The organism is Rhodococcus aetherivorans, from assembly GCF_025722975.1.
In the GTDB taxonomy this organism is placed as follows: Bacteria; Actinomycetota; Actinomycetes; order Mycobacteriales; family Mycobacteriaceae; genus Rhodococcus; species Rhodococcus aetherivorans.
The window spans coordinates 248663-269471 of the sequence record NZ_CP106982.1 but is presented as its reverse complement, the minus strand read 5'-3'; the positions used below and the strand labels follow the sequence as shown (position 1 = coordinate 269471).

Below are 20809 nucleotides of genomic sequence, written 5' to 3'. Positions count from 1 at the left end.
CAGAAGTACCAGCAGACACCGGAAGGCTCGCATGACCACTGAATCCACGATCCACGACCTGATCATCGTCGGTTCGGGCCCGGCCGGATACACCGCCGGGATCTACGCCGCCCGCGCCGAGCTGTCCCCGCTGCTGTTCGAGGGAACCCAGTTCGGCGGCGCCCTGATGACCACCACCGAAGTCGAGAATTTCCCCGGCTTCCGCGAGGGCATCACGGGACCGGACCTGATGGACCAGATGCGCGAGCAGGCCCTGCGCTTCGGCGCCGACATCCGCACCGAGGACGTCGACGAACTCGACCTGACCGGCCCGGTCAAGAAGGTCGTCGCCAACGGACAGACCTACCACGCCCGCGCCGTCATCCTGGCGATGGGTGCCGCCGCGCGCTACCTCGGCATCCCCGGCGAGGAGCAGCTCCTCGGCCGCGGCGTGTCCGCCTGCGCCACCTGCGACGGCTTCTTCTTCCGTGACCAGGACATCGCCGTCGTCGGCGGCGGCGACTCCGCCATGGAGGAAGCCACCTTCCTGACCCGCTTCGCCCGCAGCGTCACCCTCATCCACCGCCGCGAGGAATTCCGCGCCTCGAAGATCATGCTCGACCGCGCCCGCGCGAACGAGAAGATCCGCATCGTCACCAACGCCAAGCCCGTCGAGGTGCTCGGCGACACCGCCGTGACCGGCCTGGTCCTCGAGGACACCGTTACCGGCGAGCGCAGCACCCTCCCGGTGACCGGCATGTTCGTCGCGATCGGCCACGACCCGCGCAGCGAACTCGTCCGCGGCCAGATCGACCTCGACGACGCCGGCTACGTCCAGGTGCAGACCCCGACCACCGCCACCAACCTGCCGGGCGTCTTCGCCGCGGGCGACCTCGTCGACCACCTCTACCGCCAGGCCATCACCGCCGCCGGCACCGGCTGTTCCGCCTCGCTCGACGCCGAACGCTGGCTCGCCGAGCAGGAAGACCGCCACCCGATCACCGTCAACGCCGGATACTGACCCCTTCCACACCCATCGAGTAGGAGCCATCGTGGCCGAGAAGAACACCGTCACCATCTCCGACGCCTCGTTCGTCGAGGACGTCCTGCAGTCCGACAAGCCGGTACTGGTCGATTTCTGGGCGACCTGGTGCGGCCCGTGCAAGATGGTGGCTCCCGTTCTCGAGGAGATCGCCGGGGAGCACTCCGAGAAGCTCAAGATCGCCAAGCTCGACATCGACGCCAACCCCGCCGCGGCGCGCGACTACAAGGTCATGTCGATCCCGACGATGATCCTGTTCTCCGGTGGCAAGCCGGTGAAGACGATCGTCGGTGCGAAGGGCAAGGCGGCTCTCCTCCGCGACCTCGCCGACGTGCTCTGAGTCACCGTTTCCCCGTCGACACGGATGCGCCCGGATTATTCGTGATCCGGGCGCATCTGCGACAATCGAACGATGGTCTGGTGTCACACCGGGCACAGCAGGTCAGCAGCACGGAAAGGGCCGAGACATGCACCGACTGCGCTACGGCGACCATGGCCCTGCCGTCGCCGAAATCCGGAGCACCCTCACCGGCCTCGGATTTCTGCACGGCGAGTCCGACGTCTCCGCCGGCGACAGCTGGGTGGGCTCCGATGCGGTGTTCGACCGTGAGCTCGACAGCGCGGTGCGTGCGTTCCAGCAGCAGCGCGGTCTGCTCGTCGACGGCATCGTCGGTCCCGCCACATACCGGTCGCTGAAGGAAGCCTCGTATCGGCTCGGCGCCCGCACCCTCATCTATCAGCTCTCCGCACCGCTCTACGGCGACGACGTCGCGACGTTGCAGCGGCGCCTGCAGGATCTCGGGTTCTACGTGGACCGGGTCGACGGCTACTTCGGGCCGCGCACCCACGAGGCCCTGAGCTCCTTCCAGCGGGAGATCGGCCTCGCACCCGACGGCATCTGCGGCGCGGAGACCCTCCGGTCGCTGGAACTGCTCGGCACCCGGGTCACCGGCGGATCGCCGCACGCCATCAGCGAGGAGGAGATCGTCCGCCGGTCCGGTCCGCACCTGAGCGGCAAGCGCATCGTCATCGATCCCGGCCTCGGTGGCCGCGACCACGGCATCATCGTGCGCAGCCCGCACGGCGACATCTCCGAGGCCGACATCCTGTGGGACCTCGCTCGTCGCCTCGAGGGCCGCATGGCCGCGACCGGAATGGAGACCTTCCTCTCCCGGCCGTACCACGCGAATCCGTCGAACATCGAGCGGGCCGGCACCTCCAACGCGTTCGGCGCGGACCTGATGATCTCCCTGCGCTGCGACAGCAGCCCCAATCCGGCCGCGAGCGGCATCGCGAGCTTCCATTACGGCAACGCGCACGGCTCCGAGTCGATGATCGGTCAGGTGCTCACCGGCTTCATCCAGCGCGAGGTGACGGCCCGCACGCCGCTGCGGGACTGCCGTAGCCACGGTCGCACCTGGGATCTGCTGCGCCTGACGAACATGCCGACCGTACAGATCGACCTCGGCTACCTCACTAACACGCAGGACGCCGCGGTCCTCGCCAACCCGCGTTCGCGCGACATCATCGCCGAAGCCATCCTCATCTCGGTCAAGCGGCTGTACCTGCTCGGTCAGGACGACCAGCCCACCGGCACCTACACCTTCGCCGAACTGCTCGCCGAGGAACTGTCGATCACCGAGACCCGCTGAGCGGTTCGCTCAGCGGGCCGCCCCCACCGGGGTACGCCCCGACATGCCCGCGACGGTGAGCGCGGCCTCCTCGAGCAGTCGATCCAGCGCCGCCTCGACCCCCACCTTCCATTCGTGGTCGCGGTCGAGTTCGAGCCGCAACCTCGGGAAGCGGTGGTGGGGAGCGACGACCTCGAAACCCATGTCCTCGAGGAAGCCGGCCTCGACCATGCACTCGGCGGGGGAGCAGTCCCGTGCGGCCGTTGCCCCGGGAACGTCGCTCTCGTCCTCGCCGGCAGTCCGATACCCGAACGCCTCGATCGCGCGCACGTTACGGCGGACCAGATCGGAGATCACCGCGCGGATCAGTGCCGCCCCGAGATCGCTGCCCTCCGCGAGCGGCTCGATCCGGACGGTGGTCAGCAGGATGGCATCCGCGCTCACCGGGGACGTCGGGAACAGCTGAGCGCGCGGCACCATGTTCGGCGGGGCGTAGAACGCGCTACCGGCGGGCTTGTCGTCGAGCGTGGCGACCTGGGCGCAGGAACCCCACTGGAGCATGACCATCGACAGCCATGCCTCCTTCTCGAACTCCGGATCGTAGAACCCGCCCGCGTCGTGTACCGCCGCGGGGTCCATCTCCCAGAACACACAGCGCCGGGCGTGTGCCGACAGCTGATCCATTCCGCCCAGGGTGAGTGTTGTGACTCGAGTCGACACTGGGTTACTCAGCCTCCAAGTCCGTATCCTCGACTGTCGTCCTGACGTGCCGAGGCGTCAAGAGGGGTTGGCCTGAGATTCCATCATCGCCACGATCCGCTCCAGGTCGTCGACCGAGCCGAACTCCACAACGATCTTGCCCTTGCGCTTGCCCAGGCTGACTGTGACACGGGTGTCGAAGGAATTGGACAGGCGCTCCGCGACGTCCTGGAGGCCGGGCATCTGGATGGGCTTGCGGCGCTGCTGCGGTGCGGGGTCCTTCCCGTCGCCGCGGTTCGCCAGCATGACCGCCTCCTCGGTGGCCCGCACGGAAAGGCCCTCGGCGACGATGCGCGCGGCGAGCACCTCCTGGGCGTCGGGTCCGGCCTCGAGCGACAGCAGCGCGCGAGCGTGCCCGGCGGAGAGCACACCCGCCGCCACCCGCCGCTGGACGGGGATCGGCAGCTTGAGCAGACGGATCATGTTGGTGACCACCGGCCGGGATCGGCCGATGCGGGCCGCCAGTTCCTCGTGGGTGACGCCGAACTCCTCGAGCAACTGCTGATACGCCGCCGCCTCCTCGAGCGGGTTGAGCTGGACCCGGTGGATGTTCTCCAGCAGCGCGTCACGCAGGAGGGACTGGTCGTCGGTCTCACGGACGATCGCCGGGATCGTGGCGAGACCGGCCTCCTGGCCGGCCCGCCACCGGCGCTCGCCCATGACGAGCTGGTACCGCTCTCCGTCGAGCCTGCGCACGACGATGGGCTGCATGAGCCCGAACTCACGGATGGAGTGGACGAGTTCGGCGAGCGCCTCCTCGTCGAAGACCTGCCGCGGCTGGCGCGGGTTCGGCTCGATCTTGTCCGCCTCGATCTCGAGGTAGACCGCTCCGGCGGGGGAGGGGAGGGGCGTGTCCGCCGGCGCCGGGGCGCCGTTGCCCGCGGCCTTCGCGGCCGGGGGAGTCGCCTGTTCGGTGGCGGTGGCCTTGTTCGACGTGGTTTTCGGAGCGGCGTTCTTGCGGTTGTCGCCGATGATCACGTCGGCCGCAGCGTTACCGAGGCCGGGGGCGGCCGCCGGGCCGGTCGGAATCAGCGATGCCAGACCCCGCCCCAACCCGCCTTTGCGTGTCGCGCTCATTCGTTCCCCTGCTTCTCGTTCCGGTATCCGCGTGCCGCCAGTTCGCGTCCCGCGTCGAGGTAGCTCATCGCACCGCGCGAACCTGGATCGTAGTCGAGAACAGTCATCCCGTAACCGGGAGCTTCCGAGACCTTCACGCTGCGGGGGATGACGGACCGCAGCACCGCGCTGCCGAAGTGGGCGCGAACCTCCTCCGCGACCTGATCGGCGAGCTTGGTGCGGGCGTCGTACATGGTGAGCAGCACGGTCGAGACGTGCAGTTCGGGATTGAGGTGCGACTGGACGAGTTCGATGTTGCGCAGCAGCTGGCCGACCCCCTCCAGCGCGTAGTACTCGCACTGGATGGGGATGAGCACCTCCTTCGCCGCCACGAGCGCGTTGACGGTGAGGAGACCCAGCGACGGCGGGCAGTCGATGATGACGTAGTCGAAGTCCTCATCGCCGAGCGCGGCGGGGGAGAGAGCGTTCTTGAGACGGTTCTCCCGCGCGACCATCGAGACGAGTTCGATCTCGGCGCCGGCGAGGTCGATGGTGGCCGGGATGCAGAACAGGCGCTCGCTGTGCGGGCTCTGCTGGATGGCTTCGGCGGCCTTCACCTCCCCGAGGAGCACCTCGTAGCTCGACGGGACGCCGGAGTGGTGCGGCACCCCGAGGGCGGTGCTGGCATTGCCCTGGGGGTCGAGATCGACGACGAGGACGGTCAACCCCTGAACGGCGAGGGCCGACGCCAGGTTCACCGTGGACGTGGTCTTGCCGACGCCACCCTTCTGGTTCGCGATCGTGATGACGCGGCGGTGCGCCGGCTTGGGGAGTGCGTTCACGGAACTCGGGTGAAGTACCTGGCTGGCTCGGTGCGCGGCGGCGCCGATCGGTGTGTCCAACGGCGAGAGCCCCTCGTACGGAATCGGAGAGAACTCGTCCTCGACGGACTCGGACTCGGCTCCCGTCGGCCTCTGCGCCTCGGTTTCACGTGAAACAGCGGATTCAGATCCACCCGACATTGACCGCTCCTTTGTTGTCGACACACCCGGTTGGCACGGTACATCCCCCTCGCGAAACCACGCCGGTGGTCCACGACCGACCACCCCGGCCGGCCACCGTTTCGGTCCCGCGACCGGGCGGAGTGAGCCGAGGCGTAGTGGCTGATGCGTGAACTCGGAAAGCGGGTTGCGCCAGCGCAGGTTGGCGACCCTGCCGGCCCACTCCGTTTCCTCGTTTCGACCAGTATCCCATCCACCTTCCGGAGGAGTGCGACGACGTCGCCGACGAAGATGATGTTTCACGTGAAACCTGACGTTTCACGTGAAACAGAGATCCCCGCCGGTGTCGTTTCACGTGAAACGCCACCGGGTGGCGGCGGCAGACCGGGCGCCATCCGAGCGGACGGGAAATTATCTGTCACAGTGACGAAATGCCATCGAGTGGATGGATGGGCGGCTGCCGCGAAAGATCCGCACTCCCGGACGAATTCCGTTCGTGATCCCAAAAGCCAAGGCAAGCAACAACTTCGGGCGAAACTGGGATCAAAGGAACGGCAGACGGCGGACTTCCACGCGGTCTCGGCGGCGCAGAACCGGAGTTCGCAGTCGAGGAGGGGATTTCCGGACGCGGCGCACGCGGTGAGCGGCGGGTGATGCAGGTGCCGTCAGGATGCAGCCTTCCGCGTCACGCCATCGGGACGCGAGGGGCGGCTCGCACGGATTGCAGCGACAACAGTGGCGCCTGCTCGAGAGAATCGTTCAGCTCGAGAGTCTCGAGTCGCGCACATCTCGAGTCGGCGCACTCGAGGCGGGGGGCCGCTCGAGTGGGGAGGGGGGCGGTTTCACGTGAAACCTGATCAGCGCTTCTTGCGCCGTCGCACCGGCCGCGGCATCCGCTCCGCCTTCACAACGAGGGTGGGGGTCTCGAGCAGACCCACGCCGCACTCGAGGACCTCGAGGTTGCCGGCACCGAGACGGGCGAGTTCGTCGCGATCGCGTTCGATTTCCTCCGCCGCGCTGGAGCCCTTGAGCGCCAGCATCCGTCCGCCCTCGTGCACGAGCGGCAGCGACCACTTGGCGAGCTTCGCCAGCGGCGCCACCGCACGCGAGGTGACGACGTCGGATCCGCCGGCTTCCTTCACGACGCCGGGCTGCTCCGCACGGCCGCGGATGACGAGCACGTTGGTCAGGCCGTGCGTTTCGACGAACTCGGCCAGATACACCGACCGTCGCAGCAGGGGTTCGACGAGGGTCACATGCAGATCGGGGCGGGCGATCGCCAACGGGATACCCGGAAGCCCGGCACCGCTGCCCACATCGACGACACGTTCGCCTTCGTCGATCAGTTCACCCAGCACTGCGCAGTTGAGCAGGTGGCGGTCCCACAGGCGGGGGACCTCGCGCGGACCGATGAGACCGCGCTCCACACCGTCGGTAGCGAGGGAATCCCGGTACTGCTCGGCAAGACCGAGTCGCTCACCGAAGACGCGAACGGCGATCTCGTGGATGCGCGCCTCGTCCTGTTCCACGTGAAACATCCTCTCCCGACGACACTGGCCTCGAAGAAAGGAGGGATCCCGACGCACCCGCCGAGATCCCTCCCACGCACTGCTGTCCGATCGATACTGCTGTCCGATCGCTACTGCTGTCCGATCGATACTGCTGTCCGATCGATACTGCTGTCCGGTCAGTTCTTGACGACGACGACCCGGCGCTGCGGCTCGGCGCCCTCGCTCTCGCTGGACACACCCTCGATCTTGGCCACGGCGTCGTGGACGATCTTGCGCTCGAAGGGCGTCATCGGGGTCAGCTCCTCGCGCTCCCCGGTCTCGAGTACCCGCTTCGCGGCGGCCGTACCGAGCTGGCTGAGCTCTGCGCGCTTGCCCGCCCGCCACCCCGCGATGTCGAGCATCAGCTTGCTGCGCTCGCCGGTGACCTGCTGCACCGCGAGGCGGGTGAGCTCCTGCAGGGCATCGAGTACCTCGCCGTCGCGGCCGACGAGCTTGGACAGATCCTTGCCGCCGTCGATGCTCACGACCGCACGGTCGCCCTCCACGTCGAGATCGATGTCGCCGTCGAAGTCCAGGACGTCGAGCAGCTGCTCGAGGTAGTCGCCGGCGATTTCGCCCTCCTCGATCAGGAGATCGTCCTCGGAGTCGGAATCCGCATCGAGATCCGGCGTCTCGGTGGTCACGTCGGCATCCTCCTGTGCCTTGTCCAGGTCACTGGCCATGATTCGCTCTCTCTTCTTCGGTCAGCGCCGCTTGCGCTTGGAGTTCTTCGAGCCGCTGGGGCGTTTCGATCCGGCGACGTTCTTCGGGCCTCCGGCCGGCGGGGCGGACGGCCCGGCACCGCCGGAGGTGTCGTCCGCGGCCGGCTTCTCCAGCGAGATCTCCGAAGCGTCCGCGGCACCGGCGACAGCGTCCTCCCCGGTGGTGGACGGAGCCTTCTTCTTCGCGGCCCGATCGGGACGGGCACCCGGCTTGGGGGCGTTGTCGCTGCGGCGTGCGATCGCGGCCTGCTTCTTGGCCTCTTCCTCCTGGTCGATCTTGCGGAAGACGATGTGCTGCTGGGCGTAGGTCCAGATGTTGTTGCTCACCCAGTACAGGAGGATGGCGATCGGCAGGAACGGGCCGCCGACGATGACGCCGAGCGGGAACACCCACAGCGCCAGCTTGTTCATGATCGCGGCCTGCGGATTCGCCGCGGCCTGCGCGCTCTGCCGCGCGACGGAGGCGCGGGAGTTGAAGTGGGTCGCGATGCCCGCGACGATCATCAGCGGAATCGCCACGAGCGCGATGTCGAGGCGGGAGGGGATGCCGCCGAACGGCTCGAAAGCCACCAGCGACGCCTCGGGCTGGGTGATCCACGCCGAGATCGGCGCGCCGAACAGGCGCGCACTGAGGAAGGACTGCACGTCCTCCGGGCTGAACGCATAGTTTCCGAGCTGGGCGTTCTCCTCCGGTGACAGGCCGAGCTGACCGAATCCTTCACCGGTGCGGTTGAACGAGCGCAGCACGTGGAACAGACCGATGAACACCGGCGCCTGCAACAGGACCGGGAGGCAACCCATCAGCGGGTTGAAGCCGTGTTCCTTCTGCAGCTTCTGGAGTTCGACGGCCTGCCGCTGCCGGTCGTTGGAGTACTTCTTCTGCAGCGCCTTGATCTGCGGTTGCAGTTCCTGCATCTGCCGCGTCGTCCGGACCTGCTTGACGAACGGCTTGTACAGGATCGCGCGCAGCGTGAAGACGAGGAACACCACGGACAGCGCCCACGTCGCGCCGTCGTCGGGCTCCAGTCCGGGCAGGGCCGTGAAGGCGTTGTGCCAGACCCAGAGGATCCAGGACACGGGATAGTAGATGAAGTCGAGCACGGCTCTATGTACTCCTCAGGTCGTCCAAGGTCGCCACCCAGCGGCGTCGGTCCGAAGTCTTCAGTGCCGGTCAGGGACCCCGGTCGACCGATCGATGCCGCCGCTCGGGCACCGGATCCCAACCCCCAGGGTGCCAGGGCGCACATTTGAGCAGGCGGACGACCGTCAGCACGGAGCCGACCACGAACCCCCGGGTTCGCAGCGCCTCGACGGCGTATTCGCTGCAGGTGGGGGTGAAACGGCAGGTCGGCATGCGTGTCGGAGACACGTACGTGCGATAGAGCTCGATGCAGAAGATCAACATCCGGGCCGGTGCGGAGCGCACCGACCGCAGCACGCCGTCCGCGTTCATCCCGTCCGTGTTCATCCCGGCCGCCGCGCCGTCGCGACCAGACCCAGTCGGGCGAGGCCGGAGCGAACCTGCCGGTCGAGTTCCTGCGAGGAGGCCGAGGCGGCACCCGGAAGCGCCCGGACGACGACGTCTGCGCCGGCGGGAACCTCGTCGACGAGAGTCGCACAGATATGACGAAGCCGGCGGGCGACTCGATGTCGAATCACCGCCGGCCCGACAGCCTTGCTCACGACGAATCCGAACCGCGGACCGCCGAAACTCACCACCAGCTCGGCCTGCTCCCGCTCGATCGCGTGAACGACCAGATCTCGCCGCCCCTGTCGGCGGCCACGACGAACGGTCTCGGAGAAGTCCGCGCGGCGCCGCAGGCGATACGGCTCAGGTAGCACCCCGAGCTCCCGGAATCGGGGATCAGGCGGTGAGCGAGGTGCGGCCCTTGCGGCGACGCGCCGACACGATCGCACGACCCGCACGGGTCCGCATCCGGAGACGGAAGCCGTGAACGCGCGCGCGGCGTCGGTTGTTCGGCTGGAACGTCCGCTTGCCCTTGGCCACGGTCAACACTCCTCGAAGTTCTATGACGCCGGTCGGCGTCCTCGGTCCAACGTGTACGGAAATCGCATGACACGTGCCGTACGCGAAAAATACTGCGTGGCAGCACGGATCCGTCACTGCTGTATGAGTGACTGTTCGAGGCTACTCGGCGGCAAGCACGAAATCAAACCGCGCCGGCTCGGCACACGCAAGACGACACGCCGCACACCCATTTTCCCGTGCGTCACGTTCACAACACGAAGTCGTGTGACTCCGTTCACATTCCGGTACGCTCCCGTTCATGGTTTCGCCGGGGTTGTTCCTCGTCGCCCACCACCGCGGTGAGCGGGGCCACTCGCTTCCGCCGCGCGGGCACCGGCGCTGCGCCCGGCCGCCGGTCTGCGCGCGGGCCGGCACGCGCAGTCGTTAGCCCGGGCCGCGCGCGCCGGGCTTCTCGAGACATGTCACACTGGGCACTTCGTGTCCGAGCCGGACCTCGCGTCTCGTCCTCGGTGTGCCCCGCTCTCTACAACTCCCAATCCACATCCCACAGGCCGCCACCCTGTGGTTGTCCACATCTGTGGATAATCGTGTGGAATTCGGATCGAGAGAACTGGGGAGGACGCGACGTGAACGACGAGCCGAACGCGCTGGCCGACGTGTGGCCGGACGTCGTCGCGGAGCTGACCGCCGACGGCGAGGGCCTCAGCAAGGGCCAGAAGGCGTGGCTCGCCCTGGTCAGGCCGATCACCCTGGCGCAGGGTTTCGCCCTCCTGTCGGTTCCGTCCTCGTTCGCGCAGGAGGCCATCGAGCGGGATCTGCGCGAGCCGATCCTCCGCGCGCTCCACCGCACCCTCGGCCATCGCGTCGAGGGACTCGGCGTGCGCATCGAACCCTCGGCGGCCGTCGACGATCCCGCCGAGGACCCCTACGCCGTGCCCCGGGACACGCTGCCCCTCGAGGGCCTGCCGCCGGACCCCCGCGCGCCCGAGCCCCACGCGTTCGATACGCGGCCGATTCCCACCGGACCGCGCGAGACCGACCCCCGGGACATGGTGCATCCGTTCCGGCGGCGCCGCCCCTCCTCCCTCGACCACGGCATGCTCGAGGTCGACACGGGCGAACTCGAGGAGGTCGACGACGACCGGGAGGCCATGACCGCGGTCCGGGAGTCGTGGCCGTCCTACTTCACCCAGCCGCCGCCGCCCGCCGCCGCGGCACCGACCGGCAGCAGCAGCCTCAACGCGAAGTACACGTTCGACACGTTCGTCATCGGAGCGTCGAACCGGTTCGCCCACGCGGCCGCGGTGGCGATCGCCGAGGCGCCCGCCCGCGCGTACAACCCGCTGTTCATCTGGGGTGCCTCCGGCCTGGGCAAGACGCACCTGCTGCATGCCGCCGGGCACTATGCGCAGCGCCTGTTCCCGGGCATGCGGGTCAAGTACGTCTCCACCGAGGAGTTCACGAACGACTTCATCAACAGCCTCCGCGACGACCGCAAGGTGGCGTTCAAGCGCAGGTACCGCGAGACGGACATCCTCCTCGTCGACGACATCCAGTTCATCGAGGGCAAGGAAGGTATCCAGGAGGAGTTCTTCCACACCTTCAACACCCTGCACAATGCGAACAAGCAGATCGTGGTGTCGTCCGACCGTCCCCCGAAGCAGCTCGCGACGCTCGAGGAGCGCCTGCGGACCCGGTTCGAGTGGGGCCTGATCACCGACGTCCAGCCGCCCGAACTCGAGACCCGCATCGCGATCCTCAGCAAGAAGGCGCGGATGGACCGGCTGGACGTGCCGCACGACGTCCTCGAGTTGATCGCCAGCAGGATCGAACGCAACATCCGCGAACTCGAGGGTGCGCTGATCCGGGTGACGGCCTTCGCGTCCCTCAACCGGCAACCGCTGGACCTGACGCTGGCGGAGGTGGTGCTGCGGGACCTCATCCCCGACTCGACGGCTCTCGAGATCAACTCGGCCACCATCATGGCGGTGACCGCCGAGTACTTCGGCACCTCGATCGACGACCTGTGCGGGCCCGGCAAGGCGCGGCCGCTGGCCCAAGCGCGACAGATCGCGATGTATCTGTGCCGCGAGCTCACCGACCTCTCGCTGCCCAAGATCGGGCAGACCTTCGGCCGGGACCACACGACGGTCATGTACGCGGACAAGAAGATTCGCAAGGAGATGACCGAGCGGCGGAAGGTCTACGACCAGGTGCAGGAGCTGACCGCGCGCATCAAGCAGCGCTCCAAGCGCTGAGCCGTACCGCCCTGTGGCAGGGGCCCGGACGATCGCGTCCGGGCCCTTCGTCGTATCCGGGGACGGGCCGGCGGTGGGCGGTGGGTGTGATTCTCGAGACGGATGGGCAGTGACTCACACCTGTGGACAACCGTGTGTACAACGTGGGATCTTTGTGGACGGACGGTGTACCGATGTTGAACACTCTCGAGATGTCCACATCCGTCCTCGAGAATTCCTCGAGTTCATCCTCGAGAGTGCAGGGCTCGAGAAGCCCGCCCCACCAGCGTAGACGGTCGTTCGTCCACAGATTCCACAACCCCTATTACTACTTCTGTGTTTTCTCTCGAAGATTCCTCTTTCAAAACAGGCTTGTGGAGGACTCGAGTGCACAGGGTCTCGAGAGCCGCGTCCCCCTCGAGCCTCCGGCTTTCCAAGTGCTCCACGAGCGCATACCGTGGAGCGACGTCCCCGCTGCCGACCTCGGTGTCGGGGTCCTGTGCCAGACTTCGTTGAATCGATCGACAGCCATCAGAGCGAAAGGATCCGCCGGGCGATGGAGCTTGGAAGCATGAAGTTTCGTGTCGCTCGCGAGGACTTCGCCGACTCCGTCGCGTGGGTTGCGCGCAGTCTTCCGTCGCGGCCGCCGGTGCCGGTGCTCGGCGGCGTCCTCCTCGGCGCCGACGAGCAGGGACTGACCGTCTCCGGGTTCGACTACGAGGTCTCCGCGCAGGTCCATGTCTCCGCAGAGGTCATCACCCCCGGGCAGGTGCTCGTGTCGGGCCGCCTGCTCGCCGACATCACCCGCGCGCTGCCCAACAAGCCCGTCGACGTGGTTCTCGACGGAACGCGGGTGCTCATCAACTGCGGTAGCGCGAAGTTCTCCCTGCCGACCATGCCGGTCGAGGACTACCCGCAGCTGCCCGAGTTGCCGCAGCAGACCGGTTCGCTGCCCGTGGAGGTGTTCGCCGAGGCGATCAGCCAGGTCGCGGTCGCGGCCGGCAAGGACGACACCCTGCCGATGCTGACCGGTATCCGTGTGGAGATCGACGGCACCCACATGGTGCTCGCGGCCACCGACCGGTTCCGCCTCGCGGTCCGCAAGATCGAGTGGATGCCCACCGCCGACACCGCGACCGCCGCGGTCCTCGTGCCGGCCAAGACCCTCTCCGAGTCGGCGAAAACCGTTGGCGGATCTTCTAATTCGCCCGTCCAGCTCGCATTGGGTGCCGGTTCGTCGGTCGGCGCCGAGGGCCTGCTCGGCATCGTTGCGGACGGCCGGCGCACCACCACCCGCCTCCTCGACGCCGAATTCCCCAAGTTCCGCCAGTTGCTGCCGACCGAGCACACCGCGATGGCGACCGTCGACATCGCGCCGCTCGTGGACGCGATCAAGCGCGTCGCGCTCGTCGCCGAGCGCGGGGCGCAGGTGCGGCTCGAGTTCACCGAAGGCGGTCTGCTGTTGTCGGCCGGTGGCGACGACGCCGGGCGCGCGGAGGAGTCCCTCGCCGCGGAGTTCCAGGGCGAGCCGCTGATCATCGCGTTCAACCCCGGGTACCTGCTCGACGGTCTCGGCTCGCTGCACAGCGAGAAGGTGTCGTTCGGCTTCACGACGCCGAGCCGTCCCGCGGTGCTGCGACCGGCGCTCGAGGAAGCGCCCGAGCCCGACGCTTCCGGTACGTTCGCCGCCCCGGACAGCGACTACACCTATCTGCTGATGCCGGTGCGCCTGCCGGGCTGACCCGGGGGCAGGAAACGGTCGGAGCCCGTGTACGTTCGCACCTTCTCGTTGCGCGACTTCCGTTCCTGGGAAGCCGTTTCGCTGAATCTGGCGCCGGGGCCGACGGTGTTCCTCGGTCGCAACGGGCACGGCAAGACCAACCTGCTCGAGGCGCTCGGCTACCTGTCGACGCTGACCTCGCACCGGGTGTCCGGCGATGCCCCGTTGTTCCGGAGCGGGACGTCGCGCGCCCAGGTGGGTGCGGTCGTCGTCAACGGCGGCCGGGAACTGGGTATCGACGTCGAACTCAACGAGGGCCGGCCCAACCGGGGCCGGATCAACCAGTCCCCGACCCGGCGGCCGCGCGAGATCCTCGGCATCCTGCGGACGGTGTTGTTCGCGCCGGAGGACCTGTCGCTGGTGCGGGGCGACCCGGGCGACCGGCGCCGGTTCCTCGACGAGCTGCTCGCCACCCGCATCCCGCGGATGAGCGGGGTCCGCCCCGACTACGACAAGGTGCTGCGACAGCGCTCGGCCCTGCTGAAGACGGCCGGGGGTGCGCTGCGCCGCGGCAGCCGGTCCGGCGACGGTGCGAGCGCACTGGCGACGCTCGACGTGTGGGACGGCCATCTCGCGGCACACGGGTCCGAGCTGCTCGCGGCCCGCGTCGCGCTGCTGCACGAGCTCGCCCCGCACGTCGCCGAGGCGTACCGATCGATCGCCCCCGAGTCACGACCGGCGCTGCTCCGTTACCGCAGCACGGTGGGCGAGGCGCTGCCGCCGGAGTTCGCCGACCCGGCCCGCGTGCCGCGATCCGACGACCGTGAGGTGCTCGAGGCCGCGTTCCTGACCCGGCTGGCGCAGGCGCGGACGAAGGAGATCGAGCGGGGCGTGTGCCTGGTGGGCCCCCACCGCGACGAACTCGACCTGATCCTGGGTGATCAGCCGGCCAAGGGATTCGCCAGCCACGGGGAGTCCTGGTCGTTCGCGCTGGCGCTGCGCCTGGGCGCCTTCTCGCTCCTGCGGGCCGACGGCACCGACCCGGTCCTCATGCTGGACGATGTGTTCGCCGAGCTGGATCGGCGTCGTCGCACCGCGCTCGCCGCCGTCGCGGCCTCGGCCGAGCAGGTACTCATCACCGCCGCGGTTCCCGAGGACGTGCCGGCGGAGCTGTCCGCGGTCCGGTTCGGGGTGCGGGCCGAGGACACCGACCGGGGACGGCTCTCGGTGCTGACCCGGCTCGACGGCGGCGATCCCTCGCAGCCGGATCTGGACGGAACCGTGGACGGAGCACTGCGATGAGCACCGAGAATCCGGGCGAACAACTCCCCGAGCCGCCGCTGCGCGGGATCGACCTGGCCCGTCGCGCGCTGGAGGAGGCCCGTGCGGCGGCGAAGGCGAGCGGGAAGTCGGTGGGGCAGGGGCGCGCGTCACGCGGGGCGCTGCGGCCACGGCGCCGCCGCCGCGGCTGGTCGGGCCCGGGCCCCGACGAGCGGGACCCGCAGCCGCTCGGCGCGCTGGCGAACTCGCTGGCCAAGCAGCGGGGATGGTCGGGGCGCGTGTCGGAGGGCACGGTGCTGGGCAGTTGGGCGCGCGTGGTCGGCGACGATATCGCCTCGCACGCGTCGCCGACGACGCTGCGCGACGGGGTGCTGCACGTGTCGGCGGAGTCGACCGCGTGGGCGACCCAGCTGCGCATGATGCAGGCGCAGATCCTCGCGAAGATCGCCGCCGCGGTCGGGCACGGGGTGGTCAAGGAGCTGCGGATCACCGGGCCGACGGCGCCGAGCTGGCGTAAGGGGGAGCGGCACGTCCGCGGCCGCGGACCCCGGGACACATACGGCTGATCCGACCCTGGATTTATATGTAACCCGATGTTACGTTGAAATCAGCCGGTTGTGCGCTGCCGCACACGTCCGCATCGGGAGGTACGTCCATGTCCACACCACTCATCGAACCGGACCGCGTCTTGCTCCAGGCCCGCAACGTCGAGTTCGACTGGAGCACGCTGCCCCTGCACTGGGTGCCGGGCGATCCGTTCAGCACCCACGTGCTCAACGTCCTGCATCTGTTGCTGCCGGCGGGGGAGGAGTGGTTCGTCGAGACGTTCAAGGAGGCGCTGCCGCTCATCGAAGACGAACAACTGCGCGAAGACGTCGTGGGATTCATCGGCCAGGAATCGGTGCACTCCCACGCTCACCAGGGGGTACTCGAGCAACTCGAGTCGAAGGGTCTCGATCCCACCCCGTTCACGGACCAGATGCGGTGGCTGTTCGGCCGGTTGCTCGGCCGGCGACCGCTGACCGGACTGCGCGCGGAGAACTACCTCGTCGAGCGGCTCGCCATCATCGCCGCCGTCGAGCACATCACCGCGTTCCTCGGGGACTGGGTCCTCAATGCGAAGGGCCTCGACGCGGCGGGCACCGATCCGACCATGCTCGACCTGCTGCGCTGGCACGGCGCCGAGGAGGTCGAGCATCGCAGCGTCGCCTACGACGTGATGCGCTACTTCGACCCCGGGGAGGCCCGGCGGATCCGCACCCAGCTCCTCGTCACCCCGGTCCTCGTGTGGTTGTGGATCCGCGGTGCCCGATTCCTCATGGCCCACGACCCGGACCTGGCGCGTGCATCGAAACATGTGCGTGCACCCCATCTTTCGGACTGGCTGGCGGCGAGTCGCCGCGGCACGCTACCCGGCCCGGTGGACCTCGGCAGGCGCATGTCGCGGTACTTCCACCGCTCGTACCACCCGAGCCACGAGGGCTCGACCGGTCAGGCGGTCCGTTATCTGGCGTCCTCCCCCGCGGCCCGGGCGGCAGCCCGATGACCGGGGTGCTGCCGCGGCACCGTCGCCCGTCGGACCTGCACGGGCGGAACCGGACCGACCGTGCGATGGGCCTGCTCGGATCCGTCGTGGAGAGCTACCTGCGTCTCGTCACGGCTCTCGGCTACGACGGCGCCGCCGGTGCCGGGGACCCCGATCTGCAGCTGAATCTGGTTGTCACCGAAAAGGACCCGGTGACAGTCGACGGCGACGTGGTGCGGTTGACGCTGCGTGCCCCCGGCGGCGCCGAGCTGCCGGCGTGGCACCCGGGTGCCCACCTCGACTTCCATCTGCCCTCCGGGCGGCGACGGCAGTACTCGCTGTGCGGCGATCACGAGGACCGCACCCGCTACACCGTCGCGGTTCGCCGGATCTCCGGCGGCGGGGGCGGGTCGCTCGAGATGCATGCCCTCGAACCGGGCGACCCGGTGGCCGTGCGCGGTCCGCGCAACGGGTTCCCGTTCGTCGCCGAGGGTGCGGCCCTGTTCGTCGCCGGCGGGATCGGCATCACTCCCGTCCTGGCGATGACCCGCGCCGCGGACCGTGCCGGAATGGACTGGCGGCTCGTCTACACCGGACGCACCCGGGCCGCGATGCCGTTCCTCGACGAGATCGGAACATGGGATCCGTCAAGGGTTTTCGTACGCCCGGACGACGAGCACGGCACGCCGACGGGCGCCGACCTGCTCGCGGGCGCCCCCGCCGGCGGGGCCGTCTACTGTTGTGGGCCCACCCCGATGCTGGACGCGGTGCGTGCCGGCATCGATGCCACGGGGGCGTCGGCCCTGCACTTCGAGCGGTTCGGTGCCCCACCCGTCGTCGACGGCCGGGCCTTCGAGGTCCAACTGGCGAGCACCGGAGAGGTGCTCGCCGTCCCGGCCGACGAATCGGCGCTCGAAGTGATCCGCCGGCGCCGGCCCGGCATCGGCTACTCGTGCCGGCAGGGGTTCTGCGGAACCTGCCGGGTGCGGGTCCTGTCCGGCACCCCCGACCACCGCGAGAACCGGCTCACCCCCGAGGAACGTCGCGAGGAGATGCTCGTCTGTGTCTCGCGCGCCGACGGTGGCCGGCTCGTACTCGACCTCTGAGGGAGAACATGACCACTCGTACCGTCACGAACGGAGCCGTCCGCCTCCACCTCGTCGAGGAGGGCAACCCGCAGGGGCCGACCCTCGTGCTGGTCCACGGCTGGCCCGACACGCATGCCCTGTGGGACCGCGTGGTGCCCGCGCTGGCCGGTGACTTCCGGATCGTCCGGTTCGACAACCGCGGTGCCGGCGCGTCGACCGTGCCGCGCGACGTCGCGGCCTACCGGCTCGAACTGCTCGCCGCGGACCTGTTCGCGGTGATCGACGCGGTGAGCCCGGACGCGCCCGTGCACCTGCTCGGGCACGACTGGGGGTCGGTGCTGGGCTGGGAGGCCGTGTGCGAACCCGGGGCGGCGGAGCGGATCGCGTCGTACACCTCGGTGTCCGGGCCGAACCTCGACCACCTCGCGCTGTGGATGCGTCGCCGGCTGGGGGAGCGGCGCCCGCTCGGCCCGCTCGAGCAGGCCGTGGCGTCGTCCTACACGGTGCTGTTCCAGACCCCCGGCCTGCCCGTGCCCGCGTTGCGGTGGTGGTTCTCCCGGCACTGGCCGGGATTCGTCGGGTTCTTCGACCGCTCCGACCCGGCCCTGATCGGACCCGTCGCGCCCACGCTCGCCGACGACATGGTGCACGGCCTGAAGCTGTACCGGGCGAACCTGCGCCGGCGGCTCCGCGCGCCGCGCGAGCGGCGCACCGACGTCCCCGTTCAGCTGATCCAGGGCCTGCGGGACCGGGCGGTGCGGCCGGTCGGGTACGAGGACACCGAGAAGTGGGTCCCCGATCTGCGCCGGGAACCGCTCGACGCCGGGCACTGGTCGCCGCGCTCGCATGCCGGGGAGCTCGCGGCCGCGACCGCGCGCTTCGTGCGCGACGTCGAGGCGCGGCACACTGTCCGAACCTCGTCGCCCTAGCGATTCACCCTCCCGTACTCGCGACGCCGCGCCTGCGGGCCGGTGAGCGGCGTCGGCGGCCCGTCCTGTGTCGGGCGGGGCAAGTACGCTTCCGGGCAGTAGGATGAATTCCGAATGCGTGCGCGTGTGCGCGAGACCCAGGCGGAAGAAGGAGAGCTACCAACCCGTGGCTGCCCAGAAGTCGAACAAGAGCAACAGTGAGTACGGTGCTTCCTCCATCACCGTCCTCGAGGGTCTCGAGGCGGTGCGCAAGCGCCCCGGCATGTACATCGGTTCCACCGGTGAGCGCGGCCTGCACCACCTGATCTGGGAGGTCGTCGACAATTCGGTCGACGAGGCGATGGCCGGCCATGCCACCAAGGTCGAGGTGACCCTCCTCGAGGACGGCGGCGTGCAGGTCGTCGACGACGGCCGTGGCATCCCCGTCGGGATGCACGCCTCCGGCATCCCGACCGTCGAGGTCGTGCTGACCCAGCTGCACGCGGGCGGCAAGTTCGATTCCGATGCCTACGCCGTCTCCGGCGGTCTGCACGGCGTCGGCATCTCGGTGGTCAACGCGCTGTCCACCCGGCTCGAGGTGGAGATCGACAACGACGGCTACCACTGGGAGCAGACGTACCTGTCGTCGAAGCCCGGCGAACTGATCAGGGGCGAGCCCACGCGGGCCACCGGCACCACCGTCCGGTTCTGGTCGGACCCGGACATCTTCGAGACCACGACCTACAACTTCGAGACGGTCGCGCGGCGCCTGCAGGAGATGGCGTTCCTCAACAAGGGCCTGACGATCACGCTGACCGACGAGCGGGTCGCCCCCGAGGAGGTCACCGACGAGGTCGTCAGCGAACTCGCCGAGGCACCGAAGAAGGCCGAGGAGCAGGAACAGGCCGAGGCCGAACAGCATCACAAGGTCAAGACCCGCGTCTACCACTACCCGGGTGGCCTCGAGGACTACGTGCGGCACATCAACCGCACCAAGCAGCCGATCCACAACTCGGTCGTCGGCTTCACCGCGAAGGGCACCGGCCACGAGCTCGAGGTCGCGATGCAGTGGAACTCGGGCTACTCCGAGTCGGTCCACACCTTTGCCAACACGATCAACACCCACGAGGGCGGCACCCACGAGGAGGGCTTCCGCGCGGCCCTGACCTCGGTGGTCAACAAGTACGCGAAGGACAAGAAGCTCCTCAAGGACAAGGACCCGAACCTCACCGGCGACGACATCCGCGAGGGACTGGCCGCGATCATCTCGGTCAAGGTCGGCGAACCGCAGTTCGAGGGCCAGACCAAGACCAAGCTCGGCAACACCGAGGTCAAGTCGTTCGTGCAGAAGGCCTGCAACGAGCACCTGTCGCACTGGCTCGAGGCGAACCCGGCCGACGCGAAGACCATCGTGACGAAGGCGGTCTCGTCCGCGCAGGCCCGCGTCGCCGCCCGCAAGGCGCGCGAGCTGGTCCGGCGCAAGTCCGCCACCGATCTCGGCGGGCTGCCCGGCAAGCTGGCGGACTGCCGGTCGAACGACCCGAGCAAGTCCGAGATCTACATCGTCGAGGGCGACTCCGCCGGTGGCTCCGCGAAGTCGGGACGCGACTCGATGTACCAGGCGATCCTGCCGCTGCGCGGCAAGATCATCAACGTCGAGAAGGCGCGCATCGATCGCGTGCTGAAGAACAACGAGGTCCAGGCGATCATCACCGCCTTCGGCACCGGTATCCACGACGAGTTCGACATCGCGAAGCTGCGCTACCACAAGATCGTGCTGATGGCCGACGCCGACGTCGACGGCCAGCACATCGCCACGCTGCTGCTGACGCTGCTGTTCCGCTTCATGCGTCCGCTGGTCGAGCACGGCCACGTGTACCTGGCGCAGCCGCCGTTGTACAAGCTCAAGTGGCAGCGTTCCGAGCCCGAGTTCGCGTACTCCGACCGGGAGCGTGACGGCCTGCTCGAGCGCGGTCTCGCCGCCGGCAAGAAGATCAACAAGGACGACGGCATCCAGCGTTACAAGGGTCTCGGCGAGATGAACGCCAAGGAACTGTGGGAGACCACCATGGATCCCAGCGTGCGCGTGCTGCGTCAGGTGACGCTCGACGACGCGGCCGCAGCCGACGAGCTGTTCAGCATCCTGATGGGCGAGGACGTCGAGGCACGTCGCAGTTTCATCACCCGTAACGCCAAGGACGTTCGCTTCCTGGACGTCTGACCGGGTTCCACGGCGCCGGAGAGGGCGGCGGAAGGGGTGTGTGACGAGGTTCACACCACCGCTTTCGCCGCCCTTCGGCGCGTCGGGTGCGCGTTCCCG

Annotated in this window: 20 protein-coding genes; 11 read left to right on the top strand and 9 right to left on the bottom strand. The window is 68.7% G+C overall.

Annotated elements, in window-relative coordinates; genetic code table 11:
• Positions 1 to 31: 31 nt before the first annotated feature.
• The 3 genes from trxB (at position 32) to OCS65_RS01280 (ending at position 2673) form a co-directional block, all read left to right on the top strand.
• A complete protein-coding gene (gene trxB / locus OCS65_RS01290; protein WP_006934439.1) occupies positions 32 to 1000 on the top strand; it encodes a thioredoxin-disulfide reductase in 969 nt (322 codons plus the stop codon).
• 31 nt (positions 1001 to 1031) lie between these two features.
• Positions 1032 to 1361, top strand: coding sequence for a thioredoxin (gene trxA, locus OCS65_RS01285; RefSeq protein ID WP_006934442.1), 330 nt, complete (start codon positions 1032 to 1034; stop codon positions 1359 to 1361).
• A 127-nt stretch (positions 1362 to 1488) separates the two neighbouring features.
• Positions 1489 to 2673: an N-acetylmuramoyl-L-alanine amidase gene (locus OCS65_RS01280; protein ID WP_006934443.1), complete on the top strand. Its 1185-nt coding sequence runs from the start codon at positions 1489 to 1491 to the stop codon at positions 2671 to 2673.
• Between the two features lie 9 nt (positions 2674 to 2682).
• Here the strand turns inward: OCS65_RS01280 and OCS65_RS01275 are convergent, their stop codons facing one another.
• The 9 genes from OCS65_RS01275 to rpmH all read right to left on the bottom strand — a co-directional run bounded on the left by OCS65_RS01275 (position 2683) and on the right by rpmH (position 9748).
• Positions 2683 to 3372: a hypothetical protein gene (locus OCS65_RS01275; protein ID WP_006934444.1), complete on the bottom strand. Its 690-nt coding sequence runs from the start codon at positions 3370 to 3372 to the stop codon at positions 2683 to 2685.
• Between the two features lie 57 nt (positions 3373 to 3429).
• On the bottom strand, positions 3430 to 4488 hold the full coding sequence (locus tag OCS65_RS01270) for a ParB/RepB/Spo0J family partition protein (RefSeq protein ID WP_029546797.1): 1059 nt from the start codon (positions 4486 to 4488) through the stop codon (positions 3430 to 3432).
• Complete coding sequence (locus OCS65_RS01265) at positions 4485 to 5489, bottom strand: ParA family protein (RefSeq protein ID WP_006934446.1); 1005 nt, start codon at positions 5487 to 5489, stop codon at positions 4485 to 4487. The genes OCS65_RS01270 and OCS65_RS01265 overlap by 4 nt, the downstream gene beginning before the upstream one ends.
• A gap of 836 nt (positions 5490 to 6325) precedes the next feature.
• Positions 6326 to 7006 (bottom strand): 16S rRNA (guanine(527)-N(7))-methyltransferase RsmG, encoded by a 681-nt coding sequence (gene rsmG / locus OCS65_RS01260; protein ID WP_029546799.1) that lies wholly within the window; start codon positions 7004 to 7006, stop codon positions 6326 to 6328.
• A gap of 149 nt (positions 7007 to 7155) precedes the next feature.
• On the bottom strand, positions 7156 to 7701 hold the full coding sequence (locus tag OCS65_RS01255) for a Jag family protein (RefSeq protein WP_029546800.1): 546 nt from the start codon (positions 7699 to 7701) through the stop codon (positions 7156 to 7158).
• A gap of 21 nt (positions 7702 to 7722) precedes the next feature.
• Complete coding sequence (yidC, locus tag OCS65_RS01250; RefSeq protein WP_006934450.1) at positions 7723 to 8841, bottom strand: membrane protein insertase YidC; 1119 nt, start codon at positions 8839 to 8841, stop codon at positions 7723 to 7725.
• Positions 8842 to 8911: 70 nt separating this feature from the next.
• Positions 8912 to 9193 carry a membrane protein insertion efficiency factor YidD gene (yidD, locus tag OCS65_RS01245; protein ID WP_006934452.1) on the bottom strand — a complete coding sequence of 94 codons (282 nt, stop codon included), beginning with the start codon at positions 9191 to 9193 and terminating at the stop codon, positions 8912 to 8914.
• A gap of 11 nt (positions 9194 to 9204) precedes the next feature.
• A complete protein-coding gene (gene rnpA, locus OCS65_RS01240) occupies positions 9205 to 9582 on the bottom strand; it encodes a ribonuclease P protein component (protein ID WP_006934454.1) in 378 nt (125 codons plus the stop codon).
• 22 nt (positions 9583 to 9604) lie between these two features.
• A complete protein-coding gene (gene rpmH, locus OCS65_RS01235) occupies positions 9605 to 9748 on the bottom strand; it encodes a 50S ribosomal protein L34 (protein WP_006934459.1) in 144 nt (47 codons plus the stop codon).
• Positions 9749 to 10356: 608 nt separating this feature from the next.
• Between rpmH and dnaA the strand changes: the two genes are divergently transcribed.
• From dnaA to gyrB, 8 genes are all read left to right on the top strand, one after another.
• Positions 10357 to 11988 (top strand): chromosomal replication initiator protein DnaA, encoded by a 1632-nt coding sequence (gene dnaA, locus OCS65_RS01230; RefSeq protein ID WP_044475805.1) that lies wholly within the window; start codon positions 10357 to 10359, stop codon positions 11986 to 11988.
• A gap of 535 nt (positions 11989 to 12523) precedes the next feature.
• Positions 12524 to 13708 carry a DNA polymerase III subunit beta gene (dnaN, locus tag OCS65_RS01225; protein ID WP_044475806.1) on the top strand — a complete coding sequence of 395 codons (1185 nt, stop codon included), beginning with the start codon at positions 12524 to 12526 and terminating at the stop codon, positions 13706 to 13708.
• Positions 13709 to 13735: 27 nt separating this feature from the next.
• A complete protein-coding gene (gene recF / locus OCS65_RS01220; RefSeq protein ID WP_006934464.1) occupies positions 13736 to 14989 on the top strand; it encodes a DNA replication/repair protein RecF in 1254 nt (417 codons plus the stop codon).
• Positions 14986 to 15534: a DUF721 family protein gene (locus tag OCS65_RS01215; protein ID WP_006934465.1), complete on the top strand. Its 549-nt coding sequence runs from the start codon at positions 14986 to 14988 to the stop codon at positions 15532 to 15534. Before recF ends, OCS65_RS01215 begins: the two co-directional genes overlap by 4 nt.
• A gap of 89 nt (positions 15535 to 15623) precedes the next feature.
• Positions 15624 to 16514 (top strand): metal-dependent hydrolase, encoded by an 891-nt coding sequence (locus tag OCS65_RS01210; protein ID WP_006934466.1) that lies wholly within the window; start codon positions 15624 to 15626, stop codon positions 16512 to 16514.
• The gene (locus tag OCS65_RS01205) at positions 16511 to 17599 is read left to right on the top strand and encodes a PDR/VanB family oxidoreductase (RefSeq protein ID WP_044475807.1); all 1089 of its coding nucleotides are present in this window, start codon (positions 16511 to 16513) and stop codon (positions 17597 to 17599) included. Before OCS65_RS01210 ends, OCS65_RS01205 begins: the two co-directional genes overlap by 4 nt.
• Before the next feature lie 8 nt (positions 17600 to 17607).
• On the top strand, positions 17608 to 18510 hold the full coding sequence (locus OCS65_RS01200; protein WP_006934470.1) for an alpha/beta fold hydrolase: 903 nt from the start codon (positions 17608 to 17610) through the stop codon (positions 18508 to 18510).
• Between the two features lie 166 nt (positions 18511 to 18676).
• Complete coding sequence (gyrB, locus tag OCS65_RS01195; protein ID WP_006934474.1) at positions 18677 to 20710, top strand: DNA topoisomerase (ATP-hydrolyzing) subunit B; 2034 nt, start codon at positions 18677 to 18679, stop codon at positions 20708 to 20710.
• Positions 20711 to 20809: the final 99 nt, after the last annotated feature.

Coding starts and splice junctions, on each gene's coding strand:
- trxB (WP_006934439.1), top strand. CDS start 32: ATGACCACTGAATCCACGATCCACGACCTGATCATCGTCGGTTCGGGC.
- OCS65_RS01280 (WP_006934443.1), top strand. CDS start 1,489: ATGCACCGACTGCGCTACGGCGACCATGGCCCTGCCGTCGCCGAAATC.
- OCS65_RS01270 (WP_029546797.1), bottom strand. CDS start 4,488: ATGAGCGCGACACGCAAAGGCGGGTTGGGGCGGGGTCTGGCATCGCTG.
- OCS65_RS01265 (WP_006934446.1), bottom strand. CDS start 5,489: ATGTCGGGTGGATCTGAATCCGCTGTTTCACGTGAAACCGAGGCGCAG.
- rsmG (WP_029546799.1), bottom strand. CDS start 7,006: ATGTTTCACGTGGAACAGGACGAGGCGCGCATCCACGAGATCGCCGTT.
- OCS65_RS01255 (WP_029546800.1), bottom strand. CDS start 7,701: ATGGCCAGTGACCTGGACAAGGCACAGGAGGATGCCGACGTGACCACC.
- yidD (WP_006934452.1), bottom strand. CDS start 9,193: ATGAACGCGGACGGCGTGCTGCGGTCGGTGCGCTCCGCACCGGCCCGG.
- dnaN (WP_044475806.1), top strand. CDS start 12,524: ATGGAGCTTGGAAGCATGAAGTTTCGTGTCGCTCGCGAGGACTTCGCC.
- OCS65_RS01215 (WP_006934465.1), top strand. CDS start 14,986: ATGAGCACCGAGAATCCGGGCGAACAACTCCCCGAGCCGCCGCTGCGC.
- OCS65_RS01210 (WP_006934466.1), top strand. CDS start 15,624: ATGTCCACACCACTCATCGAACCGGACCGCGTCTTGCTCCAGGCCCGC.
- OCS65_RS01205 (WP_044475807.1), top strand. CDS start 16,511: ATGACCGGGGTGCTGCCGCGGCACCGTCGCCCGTCGGACCTGCACGGG.
- OCS65_RS01200 (WP_006934470.1), top strand. CDS start 17,608: ATGACCACTCGTACCGTCACGAACGGAGCCGTCCGCCTCCACCTCGTC.